At 71.6% G+C, this 22,089-nt stretch carries 23 protein-coding genes and 1 tRNA gene; 5 read left to right on the forward strand and 19 right to left on the reverse strand.

The window, feature by feature from the left end; genetic code table 11:
* Window positions 1-141: 141 nt before the first annotated feature.
* The 10 genes from dapA to AB0N84_RS13185 all read right to left on the reverse strand — a co-directional run bounded on the left by dapA (window position 142) and on the right by AB0N84_RS13185 (window position 11,739).
* Window positions 142-1,038, reverse strand: coding sequence for a 4-hydroxy-tetrahydrodipicolinate synthase (gene dapA, locus AB0N84_RS13140; protein WP_182045538.1), 897 nt, complete (start codon window positions 1,036-1,038; stop codon window positions 142-144).
* Between the two features lie 48 nt (window positions 1,039-1,086).
* A complete protein-coding gene (locus AB0N84_RS13145; protein WP_220456173.1) occupies window positions 1,087-1,461 on the reverse strand; it encodes a VOC family protein in 375 nt (124 codons plus the stop codon).
* 24 nt (window positions 1,462-1,485) lie between these two features.
* A complete protein-coding gene (locus AB0N84_RS13150) occupies window positions 1,486-2,919 on the reverse strand; it encodes an SLC13 family permease (RefSeq protein WP_363547010.1) in 1,434 nt (477 codons plus the stop codon).
* Window positions 2,916-4,166: an exo-alpha-sialidase gene (locus AB0N84_RS13155; protein WP_182045540.1), complete on the reverse strand. Its 1,251-nt coding sequence runs from the start codon at window positions 4,164-4,166 to the stop codon at window positions 2,916-2,918. Before AB0N84_RS13155 ends, AB0N84_RS13150 begins: the two co-directional genes overlap by 4 nt.
* A gap of 309 nt (window positions 4,167-4,475) precedes the next feature.
* The gene (locus tag AB0N84_RS13160; RefSeq protein WP_363547014.1) at window positions 4,476-6,245 is read right to left on the reverse strand and encodes a hypothetical protein; all 1,770 of its coding nucleotides are present in this window, start codon (window positions 6,243-6,245) and stop codon (window positions 4,476-4,478) included.
* A 50-nt stretch (window positions 6,246-6,295) separates the two neighbouring features.
* The gene (locus AB0N84_RS13165) at window positions 6,296-6,517 is read right to left on the reverse strand and encodes a LacI family DNA-binding transcriptional regulator (RefSeq protein WP_069712522.1); all 222 of its coding nucleotides are present in this window, start codon (window positions 6,515-6,517) and stop codon (window positions 6,296-6,298) included.
* Between the two features lie 82 nt (window positions 6,518-6,599).
* The gene (locus tag AB0N84_RS13170; protein ID WP_363547017.1) at window positions 6,600-8,534 is read right to left on the reverse strand and encodes a beta-L-arabinofuranosidase domain-containing protein; all 1,935 of its coding nucleotides are present in this window, start codon (window positions 8,532-8,534) and stop codon (window positions 6,600-6,602) included.
* A gap of 32 nt (window positions 8,535-8,566) precedes the next feature.
* A complete protein-coding gene (locus AB0N84_RS13175) occupies window positions 8,567-9,328 on the reverse strand; it encodes a carbohydrate ABC transporter permease (protein WP_069712588.1) in 762 nt (253 codons plus the stop codon).
* A gap of 130 nt (window positions 9,329-9,458) precedes the next feature.
* Complete coding sequence (locus AB0N84_RS13180; protein WP_182045542.1) at window positions 9,459-10,430, reverse strand: sugar ABC transporter permease; 972 nt, start codon at window positions 10,428-10,430, stop codon at window positions 9,459-9,461.
* Between the two features lie 58 nt (window positions 10,431-10,488).
* Complete coding sequence (locus AB0N84_RS13185) at window positions 10,489-11,739, reverse strand: extracellular solute-binding protein (protein WP_363547020.1); 1,251 nt, start codon at window positions 11,737-11,739, stop codon at window positions 10,489-10,491.
* 184 nt (window positions 11,740-11,923) lie between these two features.
* Here AB0N84_RS13185 and AB0N84_RS13190 point away from each other — a divergent pair, with 184 nt between their 5' ends.
* Together AB0N84_RS13190 and AB0N84_RS13195 are read left to right on the forward strand one after the other, a co-directional pair.
* Window positions 11,924-12,964, forward strand: a complete 1,041-nt coding sequence (locus tag AB0N84_RS13190; RefSeq protein WP_289459361.1) for a LacI family DNA-binding transcriptional regulator — start codon at window positions 11,924-11,926, stop codon at window positions 12,962-12,964.
* A 57-nt stretch (window positions 12,965-13,021) separates the two neighbouring features.
* Window positions 13,022-13,597, forward strand: coding sequence for a DUF2510 domain-containing protein (locus AB0N84_RS13195; RefSeq protein ID WP_289459362.1), 576 nt, complete (start codon window positions 13,022-13,024; stop codon window positions 13,595-13,597).
* A gap of 32 nt (window positions 13,598-13,629) precedes the next feature.
* Here the strand turns inward: AB0N84_RS13195 and AB0N84_RS13200 are convergent.
* Window positions 13,630-13,701, reverse strand: a tRNA-Gln gene (locus AB0N84_RS13200).
* An 81-nt stretch (window positions 13,702-13,782) separates the two neighbouring features.
* Between AB0N84_RS13200 and AB0N84_RS13205 the strand changes: the two genes are divergently transcribed.
* The 3 genes from AB0N84_RS13205 to AB0N84_RS13215 are packed head-to-tail and all read left to right on the forward strand — an operon-like array spanning window position 13,783 to window position 15,387.
* Entirely contained in the window at window positions 13,783-14,277 is a 495-nt protein-coding gene (locus AB0N84_RS13205; protein WP_069712512.1) for a MarR family transcriptional regulator, read from the forward strand.
* A gap of 30 nt (window positions 14,278-14,307) precedes the next feature.
* On the forward strand, window positions 14,308-14,805 hold the full coding sequence (locus AB0N84_RS13210) for a VOC family protein (protein ID WP_363547024.1): 498 nt from the start codon (window positions 14,308-14,310) through the stop codon (window positions 14,803-14,805).
* 18 nt (window positions 14,806-14,823) lie between these two features.
* Window positions 14,824-15,387, forward strand: coding sequence for a hypothetical protein (locus AB0N84_RS13215; protein ID WP_363547027.1), 564 nt, complete (start codon window positions 14,824-14,826; stop codon window positions 15,385-15,387).
* A gap of 31 nt (window positions 15,388-15,418) precedes the next feature.
* On the opposite strand, the gene AB0N84_RS13220 is transcribed toward AB0N84_RS13215, so the two are convergent.
* From AB0N84_RS13220 to glp, 8 genes are all read right to left on the reverse strand, one after another.
* Window positions 15,419-17,266 (reverse strand): ABC-F family ATP-binding cassette domain-containing protein, encoded by a 1,848-nt coding sequence (locus tag AB0N84_RS13220; RefSeq protein WP_363547030.1) that lies wholly within the window; start codon window positions 17,264-17,266, stop codon window positions 15,419-15,421.
* A 207-nt stretch (window positions 17,267-17,473) separates the two neighbouring features.
* Complete coding sequence (locus AB0N84_RS13225; protein ID WP_363547033.1) at window positions 17,474-18,133, reverse strand: hypothetical protein; 660 nt, start codon at window positions 18,131-18,133, stop codon at window positions 17,474-17,476.
* A complete protein-coding gene (locus AB0N84_RS13230) occupies window positions 18,133-18,531 on the reverse strand; it encodes a PLD nuclease N-terminal domain-containing protein (RefSeq protein WP_363547036.1) in 399 nt (132 codons plus the stop codon). Before AB0N84_RS13230 ends, AB0N84_RS13225 begins: the two co-directional genes overlap by 1 nt.
* Before the next feature lie 104 nt (window positions 18,532-18,635).
* Window positions 18,636-19,259, reverse strand: a complete 624-nt coding sequence (locus tag AB0N84_RS13235; RefSeq protein WP_363547039.1) for a hypothetical protein — start codon at window positions 19,257-19,259, stop codon at window positions 18,636-18,638.
* 34 nt (window positions 19,260-19,293) lie between these two features.
* Window positions 19,294-19,722 (reverse strand): molybdenum cofactor biosynthesis protein MoaE, encoded by a 429-nt coding sequence (locus AB0N84_RS13240; RefSeq protein WP_069712505.1) that lies wholly within the window; start codon window positions 19,720-19,722, stop codon window positions 19,294-19,296.
* A complete protein-coding gene (locus AB0N84_RS13245; protein WP_363547042.1) occupies window positions 19,719-20,231 on the reverse strand; it encodes a molybdopterin-binding protein in 513 nt (170 codons plus the stop codon). The genes AB0N84_RS13240 and AB0N84_RS13245 overlap by 4 nt, the downstream gene beginning before the upstream one ends.
* Window positions 20,228-20,656, reverse strand: coding sequence for a cyclic pyranopterin monophosphate synthase MoaC (gene moaC, locus AB0N84_RS13250; protein ID WP_363547133.1), 429 nt, complete (start codon window positions 20,654-20,656; stop codon window positions 20,228-20,230). Before moaC ends, AB0N84_RS13245 begins: the two co-directional genes overlap by 4 nt.
* 98 nt (window positions 20,657-20,754) lie before the next feature.
* A complete protein-coding gene (gene glp, locus AB0N84_RS13255) occupies window positions 20,755-21,999 on the reverse strand; it encodes a gephyrin-like molybdotransferase Glp (RefSeq protein WP_363547045.1) in 1,245 nt (414 codons plus the stop codon).
* Between the last annotated feature and the right edge of the window lie 90 nt (window positions 22,000-22,089).

A 22,089-nucleotide genomic window follows, 5' to 3' on the forward strand; every position in this document is an offset into this window, starting at 1 on the left:
GCGCGTGCGCGGGGGGGCGGCGGCGCCCGCCCCCCCCCGCCCCCCACCCCCCGCGGGGCGGCCCCCCCCCCCCCCGGGGGGGGGGGGGGGGCCCCCCCCCCCCCCCCCCTCCAGTCCGTCCCGGGGTCGGTTGTGAACCGCTCAGCCCAGTCCCGCCGCCTGGTCGGCGCGCACCGTGTCCGCGATCTTCTCGAGCGCCGCCTCGCTCAGCAGGTTGAACGGCGCGCGGCACGGCCCCACGGGCTCGCCGGCGGCGTTGGTCGCCGCCTTGACGATCGTGTTCGGGTTGCCGAGCGCGAACAGGTTGCGCAGCGGGCGGATGGACGCCTGCGCCGCTCGGGCCCCCTCGAGGTCGCCCGCCGCCCACTTCCGGGTGATCTCGACCATGGTCCGCGGGTAGACGTTCGCGACGGCGGTGATGCCGCCCGCGCCCCCGGCCTGCAGCGTCGGCAGGACCAGCGAGTCGGTGCCCGCGAGCACCGCGAAGTGCTCGGGATCGGTCAGCTCGATCAGCTGCAGGATCGCGTCGAAGTTGCCCGACGAGTCCTTCACGCCCGCGATGTTGTCGATCTCCGCCAGGCGGGCGACGGTCGCCGGGCTGATGGTGTTCCCGGTCCGCGCGGGGATGTTGTAGACGAGCACGGGGACGTCGACGGCCTCGGCGACGACCGCGAAGTGCCGGTACAGCTCGTCCTGGGACGCCGCGGCGAAGTACGGGGTGATGACGGAGAGCACGTCGGCGCCCGCCGCCTGCATGCGTCGGGCGATGCGGACCGTCTCCTTCGTCCCGACGGCACCGGCGCCGCCGTACACCGGGACCCGGCCCGCGGTGGCGTCGACGACCGCCTCGAGCACGGCGAGCCGTTCGTCCTCGGTCTGCTGGAAGAACTCGCCGTTGGTACCGAGGCAGAAGACGCCGTCGGCGCCCGCCCGGACGGCGCGGTCGGTGTGGAGCCGCATCTGGTCGAGGTCGAGCGACTCGTCGTCGTGGAACGGGGTGACGAGCGCGTGGATGCTGCCGCTGATCGTGGTTGTCACTGCAGGTGCTCCTTGTCGGCTGGGGGGGGCAGGCGGTCTGGTGGTGGGTCAGGGACGGGGTTGCTGCATCACGTGGACCGCGAAGCCGCCGAACTCCCCCGCCAGGTAGATGTTCTGCAGCCGTCCGTCCTCGAAGTGTGCGGCGGTCTCCTGGTCGAAGCCGAAGCCCTTCGCGGTGAGTTCCTCGACCGCTGCCTCCAGGTCGTCGGTCGACATCCCGATGTGGCCGTGCGTCCCGAGGTACTGCGACCGGACGCACTCGAAGAACGTGCCGGCGAACTCGGACTTCTTCCCCTGGCGGGGGTCGAGGTTGAACATGAGGCAGAAGAGGTCGCACAGTTCCTGCGCTGCTGCTGCGTCGGGGTTGTTGATGCCCACGTGGGCGAGCTGGAAGGTGTTCTGCACGTCGGGTGGCTCCGTCACATCGGGTTCGTCACGTCGGGTTCGTCACATCGGGAAGAGCAGGAGGGCGCCGGCCGTCAGGGCCAGCAGGCGGATGAAGTACATCGGGATGGTGAACTTCCAGAACTGCAGGAGCGAGTACCTGCCGACGCCCATCACCATCGCGGGGAGCCCGTCGATCGGCAGGAAGTGACCGTTCCACCCGGAGATGACGATGGCGACGGCCGCGGCCGCGGGGTCCAGCCCCAGGCTGACGCAGGTCGCGATGGCCAGCGGCGCGAACACGTACACCGTGCCGATCGTCGATCCCGTGAGGGTCGCGAGCACGCTCGTCAGGACGCAGAACCCGAACACCAGCAGGAACGGACTGACGTTGCCGCCGAGCAGTCCGGCGACGGACTCGCCGACGAGCTTCGTGAGGCCGGTCGCGCCGAGCGCCTCGGCGATGCCGATCACGCCGGCGGACATGATGATGATCGGCTGGCTGATGGCGTCGCGGATCTCGGTGAAGTCGAGGACCTTCATGATCAGCAGCAGCGCCACCGAGAGGCCCGTGATCGCGTAGCCCGCATCGCCGATGTAGCTGTACGAGATCATGCCGGCGATCGCGAGGACGAAGCAGGCGTAGGTCGCCAGCTGCTTCCGACGGTCCAGCGTCGGCGCGGTCACCGTGGCGGTCGCGCTCGACGAGGCGATCGCGGTGGCGTTCGCCTCGGCGGCGTGCGGACCGGGGGTCGCCGAGTCGGTCGCGCCCGGGCCGGTCGTGCCCGGGCCGGTTCCGGCAGCGGTGCTGCGCGCGCCGACCGTGGCCGGCTCCTGCGCCTCGGCCGCCCGCTGCGGGTCGGACTCCTCGTCGGTGATCGGGTGGTCGGGCAGCAGGCGGTACGCGATGAGGCACCAGACGAGGAACCCGAGGCTGAGCACGAGGTTCACGATCGAGAACCGGACGAGGTCGATGTTCTCCCGCACGCCGGTCGCCTCCAGCACCGCGACGACGATGCCGTACTGCAGCGCCACGTTGAACGGGAGCATGGGGTGGTTCGCCGCGAAGCCGGCCGGCATGAGGACCTTCGACGGCGGCAGCTTCTTGTTGTAGGCGAGCGTCGAGAGCAGCCCGATCACCAGGACGTAGTAGGCGGTGGAGCCCGTGCCGAAGATGCTGCAGCCCAGCATGACGAACACGATGATGAGGACGTAGGCCCGGAACCCGCCCTTCGTCCCGAGTCTCGTGATCATCCGTTTGAAGCCCGAGACGAGGTCGGTCTTCTGCAACGCGGCGATCACCGCCATGAACGACGCCAGCATGATGATGGTCGCGTTCGCGAAGCCGCTGAACGCGACGTTGATCGGCACGACGTTGAACACGACCATCAGGAGACAGGCGATCAACGGCGGGACACCGAACGGCAGGCGGTCGATCATGATCAGCACGATCATGAAGACGGTGATCGCGAGTGCGAAGACCATGGGGAGGGTCATGCTCGCTGCTCCTTCGCAGAGAGGTCCGGACCGGCGGAGGTGGACGACGTCGACACGATCCCCGCGAGGACGTCGGCGCCGAGGTGCACGTGCTTGATCGCCTTGCGGTGCCACGTGTAGGCGATGTGCAGTCCCCCGGCCGGGTCGGGGAGCACCGAGGGGTAGGACAGCTCGCGGTTGAGGCCGTCGCGGCTGTTGTTCGAGAGGCAGTACCCGTCGCCGTTCTCGATGTCGTAGGCGGTCGGCCAGGACCGCCCGTCCGGGGTCGACACCACGAGCGTCATCGGAGCACGTGGCGCACCCCAGAACGCACTGGGCCCGTCGGCGTCGAGCGCGGGTTCGGCGACCCGGGGACCACCGTCGGCCTGGTCGGCCGCGATCCCGTCGTCGTCGATCTCGTCGTACAGCGAGACCCTGCGGCTCGTCGCGTCGGCCTTGCTCGCGTGGTTCATCACCATCGCGATCCGGCCGTCGGCATCGAGGGTGCGCGCCTGGATCGACGAGTTGTTGTTCGGCAGGTCGGTCGGACGACAGGGCGCCCAGGTCATGCCGCCGTCCGTCGACCACGACTCGTACACGTGGTCGGCCCAGCGAGAGCGGAAGCACGCCCAGAGGACGCCGTCCGCACGCGGCACGATGTCCATGTGCACGCAGCCGCTCGACTCGGGCACGGCGACCTCGGACCAGGTCTCGCCGCCGTCGTCGGAGTACCAGACCGATGCGGTGTCGTCGTTGCCGACCCACTTCTCGCCGGGTACCGTCCGGCAGTTGAACACCGGCAGCAGGATCCGACCGCCCTCGAGCACGACGGGCGTCTGCCGCACGAAGACACCGACCGGTGCGTCGGCACCGAGCAAGGGGGACGGCTCACCCCAGGTCACGCCGCCGTCGCGGGAGACCCGGCGCCGCACCTCGGAGGTGTCCTGGTTCCCGGCGACCTGCGCGGTGTACAGCAGCCAGACGGCACCGTCCGGCGCCGTGAAGAGGATCGGGTTCTGCTCGGAACGCGCAGGGTCGGAGCTCAGCTGGACGGGTTCGAGCCAGCGGTCCGTCCCCGCGGGCAGCCGCGAGAGGTGGACGGAGATGTCGGAGACGCCCTCCTGGGTGCCACCGAACCACACGCACGCGAGGTCTCCCCCGGGCAGGAAGGCGAGGTTCGCCGCGTGGCACTGCACCGTCGGTGTCGGCAGGAGCGCCTCGGCTCCTCCGTCGGTCCGGGCTCGCAAGCGGCCATCGGGGTCGTGCATGCGGGGTCCTCCGGTCGACTCTGACGGTGGGCACCAGCGGTCTGGTGCAGTTCTGCGGTGAACGGTCCTCGCCGGGAGCGGTGCGCATCAGACCTGGTGCATCCTCCGCCGATCGAGCGAGGAGGCCATCCTGACATTCCTGCTCGAATCGCGCAACCGGTTTGCGCGAGTCGTGCATGCCGTCGTCACCGATGGACGGAACGCGCCGTCCGTGCACGAGACGCGCGCTGCAGGTCGACCTGGCCCGTCCGGTCCGGGCAGCAGGACGAGCCCGTTCCGCGCACGGAACGGGCTCGTCCTGGTCTGGGTCTACTGCAGGCGGATGCTGTCGAGCTCCGCGTACCCGGTGCCACCGCCGTAGTTCGGCGATCCCTTGGCCAGGCGGATCACGTTGTAGCCGGCCTTGAGCTGCACCGTGACGTCGACACTGCCGGTGGGGTTCCCCCAGCCGGACGTGGTCGGCGGGTAGCTCACGGTGGAGAACCCGCCACCGTTGTAGGCGAGCCCCTGCGTCGCGGTCGCACCCGTGGCGTTCGCGTACTTGACGGTCATCGTGTAGGCCTTGGCCGTCGGCACGTCGACGAGGAAGTCCACGAAGCTGTCCGTCCGGACGTCACCGGTCCCGTCGATGCGTCCGACGTACCCGCCGTTCGACGCGGTGGACGACGACAGCGGGCTCGCGTTGACGACGGTCGCGTTCTCGGCCTCGTACGTCTGCTGGTACGCGGGGGTCCCGGACGTCGGCGTGATCAGGAGCTGGTACGCCGCGACCGCGTCCATGTTCGCGACGGGGACGGTGATCGAGCCGTTCACCACGGAGTACGTCGTCGTGGAGACGAGGTTCGGAGCGGCCTGGTTCGTCGTGCGCCCCGTGGTGTTCGTCGACGAGAGCCGCACGCTCACCTGGCTGCCGAGCCCCGCGAGCCCGTTCGCCTGCACGGTGTTCGAGCCGCTGTCGCCGCCGAAGACGACGTTCACCTGCTTCCGGCTCGCGTCGTAGGACGCGACGCCGTCCAGGTACGACTGCGGGACGGTCCGGACGACGTTGCCGGACTGGTCGCCGTACCACTTGTAGGCCCAGTAGGACGCCGTGGGCAGGTTGTTGTACAGGAGCCCGTCCATCGTGCCGGCCTCGTACCAGTAGGCCCGCTCGGCGTCGTGGATGCCGGCCCGCTCGAACGCGGCCATGTAGTGCACGCCGATGCTCGGTTGGTCGACCTGGCCGGGCGACGCGTACTCGTTGATCGAGATCGGGATGTGCGGCAGCCCGAGGGAGTCCTCGATGGACCGGAAGTCCGCCACGTGTGCCTGGACGTCCTGGTAGCTGAAGTCGCCGAGCTCGTGCCACACCGCGATGGCGGGCAGCGTGTTCGTGTTCTTCGCGTTCGTCATGAACGACTGCATGAAGGAGTGGTCGTACGCACTGGCACCCGGACCGATGATCGGGGTCAGCGTGTCGATCGCGCGGATGTCCCGGTAGGTGCGGGTCCACATGTCGAGGTAGCTGCCGGCGTTCGGGTCGTTCTTCGTGCTGGTCGTCCAGTTGGCGTCCGGCTCGTTCCAGATCTCGTACCCGGCGATGTTCGTGGTGCTCGTGGCGTTCACCCGGGCCGAGATCATCGTCTTGATCTTCGACTCCCAGTCGGGCCAGCTGACCCAGTTGTAGGGGAACGTGCTGAAGACGTCGGGGAGCCGGAGGTACTGCTGACCGCCGGCGGCCGTGATCTTGTCCGCGACCTGCAGGCCGTCGCAGCAGGGGTGCGTCGCACCGTTGCCGAGCTGCTGGGTGCCGGGCGGCGGCTGGGTGAAGGTGTTGACGTGCAGCGGGTAGAGCTGGCTCAGCGGCGGGGTGCTGCCCGTGTCGACGCCGTACAGGCCGCCGGCGGCGACGTGGGTGACCGGGCGGACGGTGGTCCCGACGTCGACCGTCAGCGTGTTGCCGGCGGCGAAGGCCGGCGTCGCCGACCCGAAGCCGAACACGGCCGTCCCGGCGACGGCGAGTGCGGAGAGGACCGCTGCGGCACGGCGTGGACGGCCACGGCGGCGCTCGGACCGGATCGGTGTTCGAAGATGCGTCATTGCTTCCTCCTCGTGGTGCACCGGGTGGTGGTCCCGGTGCGGTGGTGTGGTCACTCCGCGCTGTCGGCGGGGTGCTTGTGGAGCCGGCCGAGGCGCTCCGCCTCGGCGTTCCGCTCGTAGCCCAGGTAGGCGATGACCGCGAGGACGCGGTGGCGGTTCACCGGTCGCACCGTCTCCGGGCAGTTCAGGACGCGGGACACCGTCTGGTGCGACACCCCGGCGACGAGCGCCACGTCGTAGATCGTCGGCCGCTCGGTGTGGTCGAGCGTCATCGCTCCTCCTCTCGGCCCGCTCGGCGGGTGGCCGGGTCCGCGGCGGACGGGAGGCGCGGCTCGCCTCCCGTCCGCAGCGCACCTACCCGACGGGCAGGAAGACCCGCATGGTCGAGGGACCGCGGTTGCCCCAGGACGCGTAGGGCACCAGGCGGACGGTCCGGCCGTCGCCGGCAGCACCGTCCGCGGCGCGGTCGGTCTCGTGGTCGGTCGTGCCGTCGGCGCTCCGGTACGGCAGCGCGTCCGGCTCCGGCGTCGGGTGCACCCGGACCGCGATGCGCACGTCGTCGACACCGCCGTCCACGGGCTCGACACCGGTCGGCACCGTGACGTCACGCACGTCGGCGCCCAGGTCGGTGGACTCGAGCGCGTAGACCAGGGGGCCGCGCTCGACCGCGACGGTGCCGCGCACCGCGTCGATCCGGGCGTCCGGCACGGTGATCCGCGCACGGACGGGCACGTCGAGGACGACGCGGTCACCCGCGGCGAAGACCCGGGTCACGGTGACGGTGTCGCCCACCACGGGTACCGCCTGGCCAGCCACGTCGAGGGTGGCTCCCGAAGACCAGGACGGTACCCGCAGTCGGAGGGCGACCGGGCCGTCCGAGTCAGCGGTCGCGACGACCTCGACCCGGCCGCCGTGCGGCCAGTCGGAGCGCACCGAGAACGCCGCCCGGGTGCCGTCGCCGACGACGGTGTCGACCTCGTAGTCGCCGTACTGGTGCAGCTGCAGGCCGTCGTCGCTCACGGTCGCGAACACGGACTGCACGCTGGCGATCGTGCGCGACAGGTTCGTCGGGCAGCACGACACCTCGAACCACGGGGCACGCAGGCTCGACAGGGCGCGCCGGAGCACCTCGTCCTCCGGCGGCACGGTGCCCTCGACGCGCTGGTGCATGGTGTTCGCGTAGAAGAAGGCCCGGCCGTCCTCGCGCGGGGCGACCATCACCGCGTTGTACAGCGTGCGCTCGATCAGGTCGGCGTACTTCGACTCCCCCGTCTCGAGCAGCAGCCGCCACGAGAGCATGTTCGACGCGATCGCCGCGCACGTCTCGCCGTACTCGCGGTCCGGCGGCAGCTCGTAGTCGGCACCGAACGCCTCGTCCTGGTGGTGGGCGCCCATCGCGCCGGTCAGGTAGGTGCGCTTGGCGACCGTGTTCGCCCACTGCGTCTCGACCGCGCGCAGCAGCTCGGCGTCACCGGTCTCGACCGCGACGTCCACCGCACCCGCCGCCAGGTAGAGCGCCCGGACGGCGTGTCCGCGCAGGACCTCGGCGTCCCGGACGGGGACGTCGTCCTGGAAGTACTCCTGGCCGTACTCGATCGGCGCGAGCAGCCCGTGCCCGCGACGCTCCACGAACGTCCGCGCCAGGTCGACGTACCGGTGGTCGCCGGTCGCCCGGCCGAGTTCCACGAGGGCCGGCTCGATCTCGGGGTGCCCGCACACCGCCTCCCGTCCGCCCGTCCCGAACACGTCGACCAGGTGGTCGGCGACGCGGACCGCCACGTCGACGAGCCGTCCGCCACCGGCGGTGCGCAGCCGCGCGACCGCGGCCTGCAGCAGGTGCCCCATCGAGTAGAGCTCGTGGCCCCACTCCAGGTCGGACCACCGGGGCCGCTGCCAGGGGCGACCGAAGCTCGTGTGGAGGTACCCGTCGGCGTCCTGCGCCCCGGCGACCCGGTCGACCAGCCGGTCGTAGCGCTCGGCCAGGTCGTCGTCGTGCTGCACGCCGAGCTGCCAGGCCATGGCCTCGAGCAGCTTGTAGACCTCGGAGTCGACGAACTCGATGCCGGCGTGGTCGAACGGCGCTCCGGTCGCCGCGGCGTCGAAGTTCCCGGTCCAGCCGATGCGCTCCATCCAGGTCTCGCAGTGCCGGATCACGGTGTCCGCGTTCCGCTGCTGCCAGTCGGCCCAGTAGCCGCCGGTCAGGCGCAGGTCGCCGAGCGGCAGGGGGCGGAGCGCACCGGTCGAGGGCACGACGGGACCGGCCGGGACGGTGGTGTGGGTGATGGTCACGATGTCCTCCTGGGACGTGGGGTGCGGGTGCGTCAGTCCTTCACGGCGCCGGCGGTGACACCGGCGGCGACGTAGCGCTGGGCGAGGACGAGGAGCACCGCGGCGGGGATCGACGCGACCACGGCGGTGGCCATGATCGAGTTCCACTCCTGGTTGTTGTTGCCGATGTAGGCGTAGATGCCGAGGGTGATCGGCTTCGCGTCCCCGCCGCCGTCGAGGGTGTTGGCGAACAGGAAGTCCGACCAGGCCCACAGGAAGCTGAAGAGCGAGACCGTCACGATCGAGTTGCGGCTGACGGGCATGACGACGGACGTGAAGGTGCGCCAGGTGCTCGCGCCGTCGATGCGGGCCGCGTTGAGGAGTTCGTCCGGGATCCCCCGCATGAACGCCGTGAAGATGAGCACGCCGAAGGGCACCGCGATCGTCGAGTCGGCGAGGATGAGCCCCCACACGGTGTCGAGGATCCCGAGCTGCACGTAGATCGTGTAGAAGCCCATCGCCATGATGATCGCGGGGATCATCTGCGCGATGAGGAGCACGAAGCTCATCGCGCCGCCGCCCCGGGGGCCCAGCTTCGCGAGCGAGTACGCGGCCGGGGCCGACAGGGCGAGCGTCAGCACGACCGTGCCGAGGCCGACGAGCAGGCTCGTGCCGAGGAACGGCAGCTGCTGGCCGAGCACGGTGCTGTACCCGTGCAGGGTGCCGTCGATCGGGATCAGGTTCGGCGGGCTCTTGCGCATGTCCTGGTCGCGGGTGAGCGAGACGTTCACCATCCAGTAGACGGGGAACAGCATCACGGCGGTGAGGACGACGCCGAGGGCGGTCCGCCACCAGCGCTTCGCCGCGGGCGGTGTGCCCGTGGCCCGCTGTCGGCCGCGGGTGCTCCGGGTCGTCACGGCTCGGGTGACGGTCGTGGTGGCCACCTCACACCTCCAGTCGGCGCTGCACGCGCGCGTAGATCAGGCCGACGACCAGGGCGATGACGATGAGCACGTTGCCCACGGTCGCGGCGGAGCTGAAGTCGGGCAGGAGCGATCCGAAACCCAGTTGGTAGGACCAGATGGCGAGGGTGGTGGACGAGCCGGACGGGCCGCCCTTCGTCATGATCCAGATGATGTCGAAGACCTTGAGCGTGTAGACGAAGCCGAGCAGCAGGGTGATCGCCGTGACCGGACGGAGCAGCGGGAAGGTGATCCGCCAGAAGCGCTGCCAGCCGTTCGCCCCGTCCAGGGACGCCGCCTCGTAGAGCTCCCCCGGGATGCCCTGCAGGCCGGAGTACATGATCACGAGGTTGAACGGGATGCCGATCCAGATGTTCGCGACGAGGACGGCGAAGAGCGACCACTCCGGGCTCGTCAGCCAGTTGATCTGTCCGATGCCGACCGCTTCGAGGAACGCGTTCACGATGCCCGAGTCGCTGTTCATCATCCACGACCACGTGCTCGCGGACACGAGCAGCGGCAGGAGCCACGGCACGAGGAACAGTGCGCGGAGCAGGCCCGACAGGGGGAAGTTCTCGTGGAAGAACACCGCGAGGGCGAGCCCGAGGGCGAACTGCACGGCGATCGACACGAGCACGAAGACGGCCGTGTGCCAGATCGCCGGGGCGAAGGTCGCGCTCGAGAACACGTCGACGAAGTTCTGCAGGCCGACGAAGGGGGCGTTGCCGGAGACGAAGGACGCCACCGTGTAGTGCTTGAGGCTCAGCTCGATGTTCTTCCAGAGCGGGTACGCGTAGAAGAGCACGAGGTACAGGGCCACCGGGGCGAGGAACGCCCAGGCCGTGAGCTGCGCTCTCCGCTGCGCGTGTGCGCGGCGGCTCCGGGCCGAGGAGCTGGTGTCCTCGGCCCGGGGACGCGCAGCCGACGGTCGCAGTGACGTCGTGTCGGTCGTCATGGTCGTGTCGGCTTCCGTTCGGTGGTGCGGGTGGTGGTGGTGCTGGTGCCGCCGTCGGCTACTTCTGCAGCTTCTCGTCGACGGCCTGCTGGGCGGACTGCAGGGCGTCGGACGGCGACGCCGAGCCGGACTCGGCCTTCTGCACGGCCGTCCAGAGCTGCTCGGAGATGACCGGGTACTTCACGCCGAGGTCGTCCCCGGTGCGCGCGCGGGCGGCACCGACGGCCTCGACCCAGGTCTTCAGGTCGGCGTTGCCGGACAGCTGCTGCTGCTGGAGGTCCTTCGACGCGGCGACGTAGTTCAGCGTGTTGTCCGTCTTCACGACGTTGTCACCAGAGGAAAGGCACTCGACGATCTTCTTCGTGGTCGCGTAGCGGGCGTCGTCCTGCTGCACCGGGATCGTGAAGAACTCGCCGCCGGTCGGCACCGGGGCGGCTCCGCCGTCCTTCGCCGGGATCGTGATGACGCCGGCGCCCATCTGCTTCGCCGCGTCCTTCTGCCAGGTGCCGTTCTCACCGAAGGCGAAGTCGCCCGACTGGAACTCCTGCCAGCTGGTCGTCTGGGTGTTCTGGATCACCGAGTTCGGGGCGTACCCCTCGTCGATCCAGCCCTTCCAGAGGTTCAGCGCCTCCTCGGCCTTCGCGGAGTCGAGCTTGGTCAGGTCGGCGTCGGCGCCCCAGAACCACGGGAGGAACTGGAACGAGCCCTCCTCGGTGTTGATGCCGGAGAAGGTGATGCCCTTCTTGCCCGCCGCCTTCACCTTCGCGAGTGCCGCGGTCAGCGAGTCCCAGTCCTTGACGGACGAGGGGTCGACGCCCGCCGCCTGCAGCACCTTGGGGTTGTAGTACAGCGCCAGGGTGTTCGCGCCGATCGGGACACCGTACGTCTTGCCGTCGACGACCCCGGCGCCGAGGATGTTCTGCGCGATGTCGCCGGTCTCGAGCCCGCTCGTCGCGGTGTCGGTCAGGATGCCGGCCTGGGCGAGGGTCGAGACGACCGGGTTGTCGACGAGCAGCACGTCGGGCGACTTGCCCTGCTGGCCGGCGAGCAGCGCCTTGTTCGTCAGGTCGGACGTGTCGTAGCCGGTGCGCTTGACGGTGACGCCGGCGTCCTTGCCACACTGGGCGATGAGCTTGCCCCAGTCCGACGAGGCGTCGTACTGGGGGTACGGGTCCCAGAAGGTGTACGTGCCCTTCGCGGCGTCGGACGAACCGGAGCCGGAGGACTGGGCAGAACATCCGGTGAGACCGGCGACGACGCTGGCTGCTGCCACCAGCGCGCCGATGCGGACAACAGTCTTGGTGCGCATGATCACGGGTTCCTCTCTGAATGCGACGTGATCGCCGTTCGGGTCCGGCAACGTCCGTCCCGGCGAGCGCACCTCCCCAGGAGGAACTCTTCGTCGAGCAGGACCGAAACCGGTTTCGGGAGCAATGTACGAGGACCCTTGCCGCAGTGTCAAGAACTTTCGTAAACTGGTTTCGGAGGGGCACATGGACGACGACGATCACCGCACCGGGGCCACGGCCGAGACCACGACGCTGGCCGACGTCGCGCGCGCAGCCGGCGTCTCCGTCGCGACCGCGTCCAAGGCGCTCAACGGTCGGGCGCACGTGAGCGCCCGTTCTCGAGAGGCCGTCCTCGCCGCCGCCGCTGCACTCTCGTTCACGCCGAACCCGTTCGCCCGTGCCCTGAACCGCGCGTCCACGAACACCATCGGCATGCTCACGAGCGACCTCGACAACCGGTTCGTGCTGCCGATCCTGCTCGGCGCCGAGGACGCGTTCGGCGCCGGGTCGCTGAGCGTCCTGCTCGCCGACGCCCGCGACAGCGCGCTCCGGGAACAGCTGCAGCTGCAGTCCCTGCTGACCCGGCGGGTCGACGGCGTGCTGGTCGTGGGCCGCACGACGAACCCCCGGCCGCCGATGCAGGCGAAGCCGGACGTCCCGGTCGTCTACGTCTACGCCCCCTCGACCGACGAACAGGACCTGTCCTTCGAGCCGGACAACGAACTGGCGGGGCGGATCGCCGTCGAGCACCTGGTCGCCGCCGGTCGCCGACGCATCGCGATCGTCAACGGCGAGGACACCTACGCGGCAGCCCGGGACCGCCTGCGCGGGGCCGCCGCCGCGATGGAGGACCACGGTCTCGAGCTCGTCGGCAACCCAGGCCTGGTGTTCGGTGCCTGGGACGAGTCCTGGGGACGGCAGGCGGCCGGCCGGCTCCTCGCGGCACACCCCGACGTCGACGCGGTCGTCGCGGGGAGCGACCACATCGCCCGCGGGGTCATGGACGCGGTCCGTGAGTCCGGGCGGAGGATCCCGGACGACGTCGCCGTCGTCGGGTTCGACAACTGGGACATCCTGGTCGAGGGCGCTCGGCCGCACCTGACCAGCGTGGACATGAACCTGCAGGAGCTCGGACGGCTGGCTGCGGAGGCACTCGTCGAGAGCATCGAGGGGCGGGTGCGGCGCGGACGGATCCGCAACCCCGTCCGGTTGGTGGCGAGGGGCTCGAGCGGCGCGGACTCCTGACCACTAGGTTCGGACGGTGTGGGGCACGCTGCTCCCGCCGATGCACGAGGGGATCCGATGTCGACCACGACGCCGCCCGGCTGGTACCCGGACCCGTCCGGACAGCCCGGGAACCGCTGGTGGGACGGCGCCGCCTGGACGCAGCACGTCAATCCGCCCGCCGGACCGGTGCAGCGTCCCCGGATCCCGGACGGAGTGGCGACGGACACCCTCCCGATCTGGTTGCTGGCACTCCAGCCGGTCCTCGTCGTGCTGCTCCAGTTCGCCTACAGGCCGGAGCTCCGGTTCCGGACCATCGGCCCGGATGGCCTGCAGGCGCTCGACCCGGCATCGGTCTACACCGTCGGCTACTTCGTCCTGCAGGTCGGCGGGCTGCTCCTCTACGGGGCGGCCGTGCTGCTCGCGTTCCTCGACCACCGTGCGCTCCGACGGCGTGGTGTCGTCCGGCCCTTCCCCTGGCCCTGGGCGTTCCTGGCCACGATCGTCTACGTGATCGGGCGGTTCGTCGTCGTGCGGAAGGTGGCACCGGGTCGGCCGATGTGGCCGCTGTGGACGTACCTGGTGGTCGGCGCCGTCGGCACGGTCTTCGGCGTGGTGCGCGCTGCGGCGCTGTTCCAGCAGATGCTGCCGTAGCCACGGCGGCTCCCCGCTCCGACAGCCGACCGCTCCGCCTCCAGGATTCGAACCCGGACCTAACGGCACCAAAGGCCGTCGTGCTGCCGTTACACCAAGGCGGAACGCACCCCGATGGGATGCCCCTCCATCCTCCCATGCCGTCGAGGCTGGCCGCGCGGCACCGGTTCGGCCAAGATGGAGGGATGCCGCAGCAGGACGAGGTCGACCGGATCGTCACGGCGTGGGGCCGGGAGCGCGGCGACCTGGACTTCGGTCCGCTCGAGGTCCTGTCGCGCGTCGACCGACTCGCACGGCACCTCGACCGGGCCCGCCGGGCCGCGTTCGACGCGAGCGACGTCGAGCCGTGGGAGTTCGACGTCCTGTCGGCGCTCCGGCGTGCGGGCGAGCCGTACGAGCTCAGCCCGAAGACGCTGCTGCAGCAGACGCTGGTGTCGAGCGGCACCATGACGAACCGGGTGGATCGGCTGGCCTCACGCGGACTCGTCAGCCGCCGGACCGACCCGCGCGACGGCCGGGGCATCCTCGTGTCCCTGACGGCGAGCGGGCGCGCGGCCGTCGACGCGGCGATCGCCGACCTGCTCAGCGCCGAGCGGGCGATCCTGACCGGGGTGTCCGACGACGAGCAGGGCCAGCTCGCCGCGCTGCTCCGTCGCCTCATCCTCGGCCTCGGCGACTGAGGGCAGCCGGCCCGGCGTAGCGTGCGCGGCATGCACGCGATCACCCTCGCCGTGGCCGACGTCGGACGATCGGCAGCCTTCTACCGCGCCCTGCTCGGCATCGAGGGCAGCGGGATCATCGGCACCGAGTACCCCGCGACCGAGAACGCGGCGGGCGGCACCACGGCGATGTTCACCCTCGACGACGGCCTGATCGTCAGCGTGTACGGCCGCGAGGACATGCGGAAGGACTCCGGCGTCGACCTGGCGACCGCGCCGAGCACGACGATCGGGCACTTCGAGCCGTCGCAGGAGGCAGCGCAGGCGTTCCTCGACCGGGCGCGGGCGGCCGGTGCGACGATGCTCGCGGCACCGTACACGCGCCCGTGGGGCATGTGGTCCGGCTTCTTCCAGGACCCGGACGGGCACCTGTGGGAGGTCGTGGCGAACCCCGGCGAGGGGGATCCGGCCGAGGTGCGGCCCGACCACGACACCGCCGCGGACGCGGAGACCACCGCACGCGAAGAGGGGGCGCGCGGCGGGCACTGACTCCCCTACGGTTGCGGCATGGACAAGGGGCGGGCCGTCGTCGGAGCGAGCGTCATCGGAGCACTGGTCCTCGCCGCGGGGCTCGTGGTCGAGACCGTGCCGACGCAGGGCCTGTCGACGAGCACCACCGGCGGCGGCGTGTGCGGCACCTACCCCGAGGGCTCGGCCGTGGCGGCAGCGTGGTTCATGACCGACCTCCAGAACGAGACCGACCACGACGTCCGCGTCCGCACCGTCCGCATCGCCACGATCGAGGGCGTGCGGCTCGAGCACCTCGCACTCGCCCCGCACCCCCGGACGTCGTCGCCCGGCGTGATCATCACCGAGGACCCTGATCAGCCCGCCGAGTACGGTCGCACCGTCCCGGTCGGCAGCGGTGTCGTCGTCCGGCCGCACGGCGACCTGAACGTCAGCGGTCGGATCGTGCTCGACCCGGACCGGACCGCGGGGTTCGTCAGAGGCGTGGTCGTCACCACCCAGGACGGGCTCGGACGACTGCACACGGTCACCGAACCGATCGCCTTCGGGACCGGCATCGGCACCGGGCACGACGCGAGCGAGATCGGTTGCCACGGCGCCTGACCACGCCGCTCGACCACCAGACCGGGCCCGACTACACCCCGAGCAGCTCCGCCACCTCGAGCCACCGCTCCTCGAGCTGCTCGACCTCGGCCTCGAGCCCGGCGAGCTGCGTCTGCAGCGCCCCGAGCCCGGCGTAGTCGGACTGGTCGTGCGCGGCGAACGCGTCGAGCAGCTTCTTCCGGTCCGCGCCGACCTTCGCGATCTTCCGGTCGAGCGCGGACATCTCCTTCTCGGCCGTCCGCCGGTCCGCACCCGAGAGCGAGGAGGCGGGGGCTGCGGTGGACCCGGCCACGGGACCGGCCGAGGCGGTCCCGCCGACGGTGTCGGGCCTCCCGGCCGTCGCGGCGGCAGCCGCAGCAGCCGTCTGCGGGACGGAACCCGACGCACGCAGCCGCATGTACTCGTCGACCCCGCCGGGCAGGTGCCGGAGGTGCCCGCCGAGCACGGCGTACTGCTGGTCGGTCACGCGCTCGAGCAGGTACCGGTCGTGCGACACGACGAGCAGGGTGCCCGGCCAGGTGTCGAGCAGGTCCTCCATCGCGGCGAGCATGTCGGTGTCGAGGTCGTTCGTGGGCTCGTCGAGGATGAGCACGTTCGGCTCGTCGAGCAGGATGAGCATGAGCTGCAGCCGTCGCTTCTGCCCGCCGGACAGGTCCTTGACGGGCGTCGACAGCTGCTCCGACGTGAAGCCGAGCCGCTCGAGCAGCTGTGACGGCGTCATCTCCTTGCCGTCCGCGACGTAGCTCGTCTTCTTGCGGGCGACGACCTCGCGGACGCGGTCGTCCGCGAACTGCGCGAGGTCGGCGAGCTGCTGGTCGAGCACGGCGACCTGCACGGTCTTGCCCGTCTTGACGCGGCCGCTCGTCGGCTGGAGCTTGCCGGACACCAGGTTGAGGAGCGTCGACTTGCCCGCGCCGTTCGGGCCGAGGATGCCGGTGCGCTCCCCCGGCGCGATGCGCCACTCGACGTCGCGCAGGATCACGGCGTCGCCGAACGAGACGCCGATGTCGAGCAGGTCGACGACGTCCTTGCCCAGTCGCGCGGTCGCCGTCTGCGACAGCGCGACGGTGTCCCGGATCGGGGGGACGTCGTCGATGAGCGCGTTCGCGGCGTCGATGCGGAACTTCGGCTTGCTCGTGCGGGCCGGAGCGCCGCGGCGGAGCCAGGCGAGCTCCTTGCGGGCCAGGTTCTGGCGGCGCTGCTCGATCGTGGCCGCCTGCCGGTCACGCTCGACGCGCTGCAGGATGTACGCCGCGTAGCCGCCCTCGAAGGGCTCGACGACGCCGTCGTGCACCTCCCACGTGTCGGTCGACACCGCGTCGAGGAACCACCGGTCGTGCGTGACGACCACCATGCCGCCCTGGTTCGACGACCACCGGCGGTTGATGTGGTCGGCGAGCCACTGGATGCCCTCGACGTCGAGGTGGTTCGTCGGCTCGTCGAGGAACAGCACGTCCCAGTCACCGACGAGCAGCTTCGCGAGCGCGATCCGGCGGCGCTGCCCACCGGACAGGTCGTCGACGACGGCGTCCCAGGGGATGTCCGACACGAGACCGCCGATGACGTCGCGGATCTTCGGGTCGCCGGCCCACTCGTGCTCCTCGAGCTCGCCGACGACGATGCTGCCGACGGTCGCGCCCGCGGGCAGGACGTCGCGCTGGTCGAGGTACCCGACGGTCAGCCCGCGGCGGTGCGTGACGCGGCCGGCGTCCGGTTCGAGGCGCTGGGCCAGCAGCGCGAGCAGGGTCGACTTGCCGTCGCCGTTCCGGCCGACGACGCCGATGCGGTCACCCTCGTCGAGGCCGAGGGAGACGCTGTCGAAGACGACACGGGTGGGGAACTCGAGATGCACGTTCTCGGCGCCGAGGAGATGAGCCACCCGTCAAGGGTAGGCGGCGCGGCGGGGTGCGGGTACCGCGGGGGTGCGGTGGGGCCGGGCGTTCGTGAGCGCGTTCGGGTGGTCCGTGGTGCGCTGCGCTCTCGGACAAGCGTCGGCACGTCGCGCCACGGAGTTCGGTGGCGCGAGGTGCTCCGCGTTGTGCGCGACCGCGGGACGGCCGCTCTCGGTCCGGCCGGGAGGCGCGGCTCAGCCCGCAGGCGCCGGCTCGCGCTCGGCGCGGGGCGGGTTGCGCTCGACGAAGGCCCGGTACTGGGCCCGCCAGCGCAGCGCCAGGGCGAGGACGACCGCGAAGAAGACCAGCGCAACGGCCTGGATCGCAGTGAACGTCGACCAGGTGGTCGTCAGCAGGTTCCCACTCCACAGGAGCAGGAAGCCGGGCGCGAACGCGATGATCGGCGTGGAGGTCCGCCGTCGCTGCTCCGCCACAGCGCGGAGGACGTCGGTCCGTTCGTCGGGCCAGACCGTGACACCGCGTGCCATCCGGTCGATCGCCCGTCGTTCGCGCGTGCGGAGGCCCGCTGTCGGGTCGTTCCCGAGCGGTGGGAACGCGTTGCGGCGGAGCAACCAGACCACCGCGACGACCCATGCCACGAGGGACGCGAGCAGGCACACTGCCCCCACCGTGCCCCAGGCGCCGTCCCGCGGCTCAGTGTCGAAGTCGATGTCGGGTCCGAGCCGCCAGCCGACGAAGGCGCCACCGACGACGGCGACCATCACCAGGACGACCAGGACCACCCGCCACTGCTGCCGACGCCGACGCACCGCGGCGAGTGGCCGTCCGGCGATGGTCTCGGCCACGGTCTCCCACGTCGCGTCGGAGATCGGTTCGTCCGAGTCGCGACGCATCAGCTGCCCGCGGTCGGGTCACCCTCGCCGGCGGCCTCCTTCGCACGGCGCAGCCGCGCCTGGGCCTCCCAGTACTCGATCTCCCGCTCGAGCTCGGCGAGCTCCTGCTCGGTGCCGTTCACGCGCTTGTCGCCGTGCGCCGCGCGGGCGTGGCCGATGCTGGCGTACCGGTCCTCGTGGCGGTTCGGCTCGATGTAGCGGCCCTGGTTCCGGTCGTTCGCGCTCCAGTCGTGCCCGACGGCGAACCACACGATGCTGCCAACCAGGGGCAGGAAGATGCAGATGAGGATCCAGGCGAACTTCGGGAGCCCACGGACCTGGTCGTCGCCCCGCGTGATGATGTCGATCAGGGCGAAGACGAGCAGCACGATCCCCGCGCCGTACAGCAGAACGCTCATGTTCCGGAGTCTATGGATCCGCCGAGTGCGGGACCACGCCCTGAACGGGTGCCGGGATCACGATCCTGCGTCGGTCTCCTGCGGTGTCGCTCAGGTCGCCCGGCTCAGGTCGTCGGGCTCGGGGCCTCGATCACGCGGTCGGCGAGCCAGCGTCGAGCGGCGACGGCGTCGCGGGCCGACACGACAGTCGACCCAGCGGCGAGCAGGCCGGCGGCGGCGAACATCGGCCACAGCTCGCTCCCCGTCGTCAGTCCCGCCACGCTGCTCACGGCGAACAGGCACAGCACGACGAGTTCCTGCCCGGCTGCGGCCTGCGTCGCAGCGGCGTCCACGACCCGCCGACGGTCCTCCGGCACCGGTCGACTGCGGTGGAAGGCCTGGCGGACGGCGTGCCGCTCGCGGGTCTGCAGCAGTGCGACCACGGGAGCCGGGGGCACACCGCGGCGTCGGCGGACGACGATCGATGCGACGACCTGCACCACCATGCCGGCCAGTGCAGCGACCATGACGACCGTGGTGGTGACCGACCTGCCGGGCGCACCGGACGGGAGCACGACCGCGAGGACGACCAGGGCGACGGCCACGGCGGCCGAGGCGACGAGCACCCAGAGGACGGGAGCCGCCGCGCGTGGACGCGACGACGGCTCGGCCGCGGCGAGGACGGCTCGTGCGCGCTCGTCCGCCAGGGCCCACCGGTTCGCGGCGGCGGTCACTTCGTCCGTGGTCATCGCGTCCGAGCCAACCACCAGGAGCCCCGTCCCGTCAGAGCGCAGCCACCCACTCGTCCGTGCCGTCCGTGAACTCCTGGCGCTTCCAGATCGGCGTGCGCTCCTTCACCAGGTCGATCAGGGCTGCACACGCCGCGAACGCCTCCGCCCGGTGCGGCGACGAGACGGCGGCGGCGAGCGCCACGTCCCCGATGCCGAGCGCGCCGACGCGGTGCAGCACGGCGATGCGGACCTCGGGGTGGTCGACGGCGATCGACCGGGCGACCTCGGCGATCACGTCGCCGGCGCTCGGGTGCCGCTCGTAATCGAGTGCGGTCACGCCCTTGCCGTCGTCGTGGTCGCGGACGACCCCGGCGAAGGTCACGACCGCGCCGTCGCGGTCGGTGGCGACGGCGTCCGAGACCTCGTCGACGGTGATGACCCGGTCCACCACGTCGGCGATGACGACGCGTTCCCCGCTCACGACGCGCTCCGGGGTGCGTGCCCGGCGCCGTGCAGCTGCGCGAGGACGTGGTCGAGCACGCCGTCGAGCACCGCGAGCCCGTCGGCCACCCCGCCGCGGGAACCGGGCAGGGTCAGCACGAGCGTGCGGCCGCCGGCGATGCCCGCGACACCTCGGGTGAGGAGCGCCGTCGGGCCGGCACCGGCGAGGCCCCGCCGACGGATCTCCTCGACGAGACCCGGGAGCTCCAGGTCGATGAGGGGCGCGACGGCCTCGGGCGTCCGGTCCGTCGGGGTGACGCCGGTCCCGCCCGTGGTCACGACGACCCTCGCGTCGGCGAGCAGCTCGGCGGTGACGGTCTCGGCGATCGCGCCGCCGTCCGGCACGATCGTCGGCTCGGCGACCGTGAAGCCCCGCTCGCGGAACCAGGCGGCGATCGTCGGGCCCGTGCGGTCGAGCGAGGCATCCGTCGCCGCCTGCGTGGACACGACGACCACGCCGGCGCGGCCCCTGGTCGGTTCGGACGTCATCGAGCGCTCCAGTCCCCGGAGCGTCCGCCGTGCTTCTCGAGCACCCGGACGTCCGTGATCACGGCCGCACGGTCGACGGCCTTCACCATGTCGTACACGGTCAGGGCGGCGACGCTCGCGCCGGTCAGCGCCTCCATCTCGACGCCGGTGCGCGAGGTGGTCCGGACGGCGACCTCGATGTGCACGCGGTCGCCCGCCCCGGTGATGTCGACCTCGACGCCCGCGATCGGCAGCGGGTGGCACAGCGGCACGAGGTCGGACGTCTTCTTCACCGCCATGATCGCCGCGATCCGGGCGGTGCCGATGACCTCGCCCTTCGGCAGCGAGCCGTCGATGATCCGCTCGACCACGTCGGCACGGGTCACCAGGGTGGCGGTGGCCGTGGCGCTGCGCGCGGTGACGTCCTTCTCCGACACGTCGACCATGTGGGCGGACCCGTCGTACCGGACGTGGGAGAGGCCGGCGCCGGTCGGGTCGGCGTCGGTCGGATCGGCGCTGGACGAGTGGGTGGTGGGGTCGTCGGTCATCGCAGGCTCCAGACGGTCAGCGGGTCCCCGGGCTCGACGGTGTCGGTGCCGACCGGGACGTGGACGAGGTGGGTCGCGGCGGCGAGGTGCCCGAGCAGGTGGGAGCTCGGCCCGCCGACGAAGTGCACACGGCCGTCGACGACCGTGCCGCGGCGCACCTGGTGCTTGCCGACCGGTGAGGTCGCCGACTCCGCCGCGGGGAGCTCCTGCGCCACTCGGTCGGGAGCGCCGACGACCGCCGCGAGCACCGGTCGCAGGAAGACCTCGAACGAGACGAGCGCCGAGACGGGGTTGCCGGGGAACGCGACGACGGGCACCCGGCGTCCAGCGAGCGGGAGCCGGCCGAGCGCCTGCGGGCCGCCGGGCTGCATCGCGACCGGGGTGACGGCGAGGCCGAGCGGCTCGAGCGTCTGGCGCACGACCTCGTACGCCCCGGCGCTGATCCCGCCGGTGGTGAGCACGAGGTCGGCCCACTCCCCCACGGCGTCCTCGAGCGCGGGCAGGAAGGCGTCGACGTCGTCGGTGAGCCGGACGGTCCGCGCCGCGGCACCGACCTCGGCCAGGGCCGCCCGCAGTGCGACGCCGTTCGCGTCGCGGATCGTCGCACCCGACCCACCGTGCCCGTCTCCGCGATCACCACCGTCCGCCAGCTCGCTGCCCGTCGAGACGACGAGCACGCGCACGGACCGCACCACGTCGACCACGTCGATGCCGGCGGCGGCGAGCGTCCCGAGCAGCGCCGGCGTCACGGGGGCGCCCGCCGGGGCGAGCTCCGCTCCGCGCCGCACGTCGCTGCCGACCGTCCGGACGAAGGTGCCCGTGGTCGTGCCGTCCGGCACGGTGAGCTCGGCGAGCGCCAGGGCCGCGGGGAACGCGCCCGGGGCGGTCTCCTCGACCGGGACGACCGCGTCGGCACCCTCGGGGATGCGCGCGCCGGTCATGATCGGCGCCGCGGTCCCCGGGGCCAGCGGCACGGGGACGGCACCGGCGGGGATCGGGTCCACCACCCGGACGGACCGACCGGACTCGGCGGCGCGGACGGCGAACCCGTCCATCTGGCTGTTGTCGAACACGGGCAACGGCACGGGCGCCGTCACCGCGGCGGCGAGGACACGATGGCCCCGACCGGCGCCGACGCCGTCCGCCAGGGTGTCGATCGCGACCGTCTCCGCACCACGCTGCGCGAGCGCGGGTGCGAGGAGCGCGGCGACCTCGTCGCGATGCTGACCGATCGTGCGCACCCGTGCCTCCGAACCCGTGGGGATGCCCGCTCCCGGTCACTGCCGGAGGGGCGTCAGTAGCGTATCCAGGGCGCACCACGCGCCGAGGAC

This window comes from Curtobacterium sp. NPDC089185 (assembly GCF_040685235.1).
GTDB classification, from domain to species: Bacteria; Actinomycetota; Actinomycetes; order Actinomycetales; family Microbacteriaceae; genus Curtobacterium; species Curtobacterium citri.

What these genes read in the sequence shown, in the direction of transcription:
- AB0N84_RS13150 (WP_363547010.1), bottom strand. Translation starts at nt 2,919, where the DNA reads ATGACCCTCCCCATGGTCTTCGCACTCGCGATCACCGTCTTCATGATC.
- AB0N84_RS13155 (WP_182045540.1), bottom strand. Translation starts at nt 4,166, where the DNA reads ATGCACGACCCCGATGGCCGCTTGCGAGCCCGGACCGACGGAGGAGCC.
- AB0N84_RS13160 (WP_363547014.1), bottom strand. Translation starts at nt 6,245, where the DNA reads ATGACGCATCTTCGAACACCGATCCGGTCCGAGCGCCGCCGTGGCCGT.
- AB0N84_RS13165 (WP_069712522.1), bottom strand. Translation starts at nt 6,517, where the DNA reads ATGACGCTCGACCACACCGAGCGGCCGACGATCTACGACGTGGCGCTC.
- AB0N84_RS13175 (WP_069712588.1), bottom strand. Translation starts at nt 9,328, where the DNA reads ATGCTGTTCCCCGTCTACTGGATGGTGAACGTCTCGCTCACCCGCGAC.
- AB0N84_RS13180 (WP_182045542.1), bottom strand. Translation starts at nt 10,430, where the DNA reads ATGACGACCGACACGACGTCACTGCGACCGTCGGCTGCGCGTCCCCGG.
- AB0N84_RS13185 (WP_363547020.1), bottom strand. Translation starts at nt 11,739, where the DNA reads ATGCGCACCAAGACTGTTGTCCGCATCGGCGCGCTGGTGGCAGCAGCC.
- AB0N84_RS13190 (WP_289459361.1), top strand. Translation starts at nt 11,924, where the DNA reads ATGGACGACGACGATCACCGCACCGGGGCCACGGCCGAGACCACGACG.
- AB0N84_RS13195 (WP_289459362.1), top strand. Translation starts at nt 13,022, where the DNA reads ATGTCGACCACGACGCCGCCCGGCTGGTACCCGGACCCGTCCGGACAG.
- AB0N84_RS13205 (WP_069712512.1), top strand. Translation starts at nt 13,783, where the DNA reads ATGCCGCAGCAGGACGAGGTCGACCGGATCGTCACGGCGTGGGGCCGG.
- AB0N84_RS13210 (WP_363547024.1), top strand. Translation starts at nt 14,308, where the DNA reads ATGCACGCGATCACCCTCGCCGTGGCCGACGTCGGACGATCGGCAGCC.
- AB0N84_RS13215 (WP_363547027.1), top strand. Translation starts at nt 14,824, where the DNA reads ATGGACAAGGGGCGGGCCGTCGTCGGAGCGAGCGTCATCGGAGCACTG.
- AB0N84_RS13225 (WP_363547033.1), bottom strand. Translation starts at nt 18,133, where the DNA reads ATGCGTCGCGACTCGGACGAACCGATCTCCGACGCGACGTGGGAGACC.
- AB0N84_RS13230 (WP_363547036.1), bottom strand. Translation starts at nt 18,531, where the DNA reads ATGAGCGTTCTGCTGTACGGCGCGGGGATCGTGCTGCTCGTCTTCGCC.
- AB0N84_RS13235 (WP_363547039.1), bottom strand. Translation starts at nt 19,259, where the DNA reads ATGACCACGGACGAAGTGACCGCCGCCGCGAACCGGTGGGCCCTGGCG.
- AB0N84_RS13245 (WP_363547042.1), bottom strand. Translation starts at nt 20,231, where the DNA reads ATGACGTCCGAACCGACCAGGGGCCGCGCCGGCGTGGTCGTCGTGTCC.
- moaC (WP_363547133.1), bottom strand. Translation starts at nt 20,656, where the DNA reads ATGGTCGACGTGTCGGAGAAGGACGTCACCGCGCGCAGCGCCACGGCC.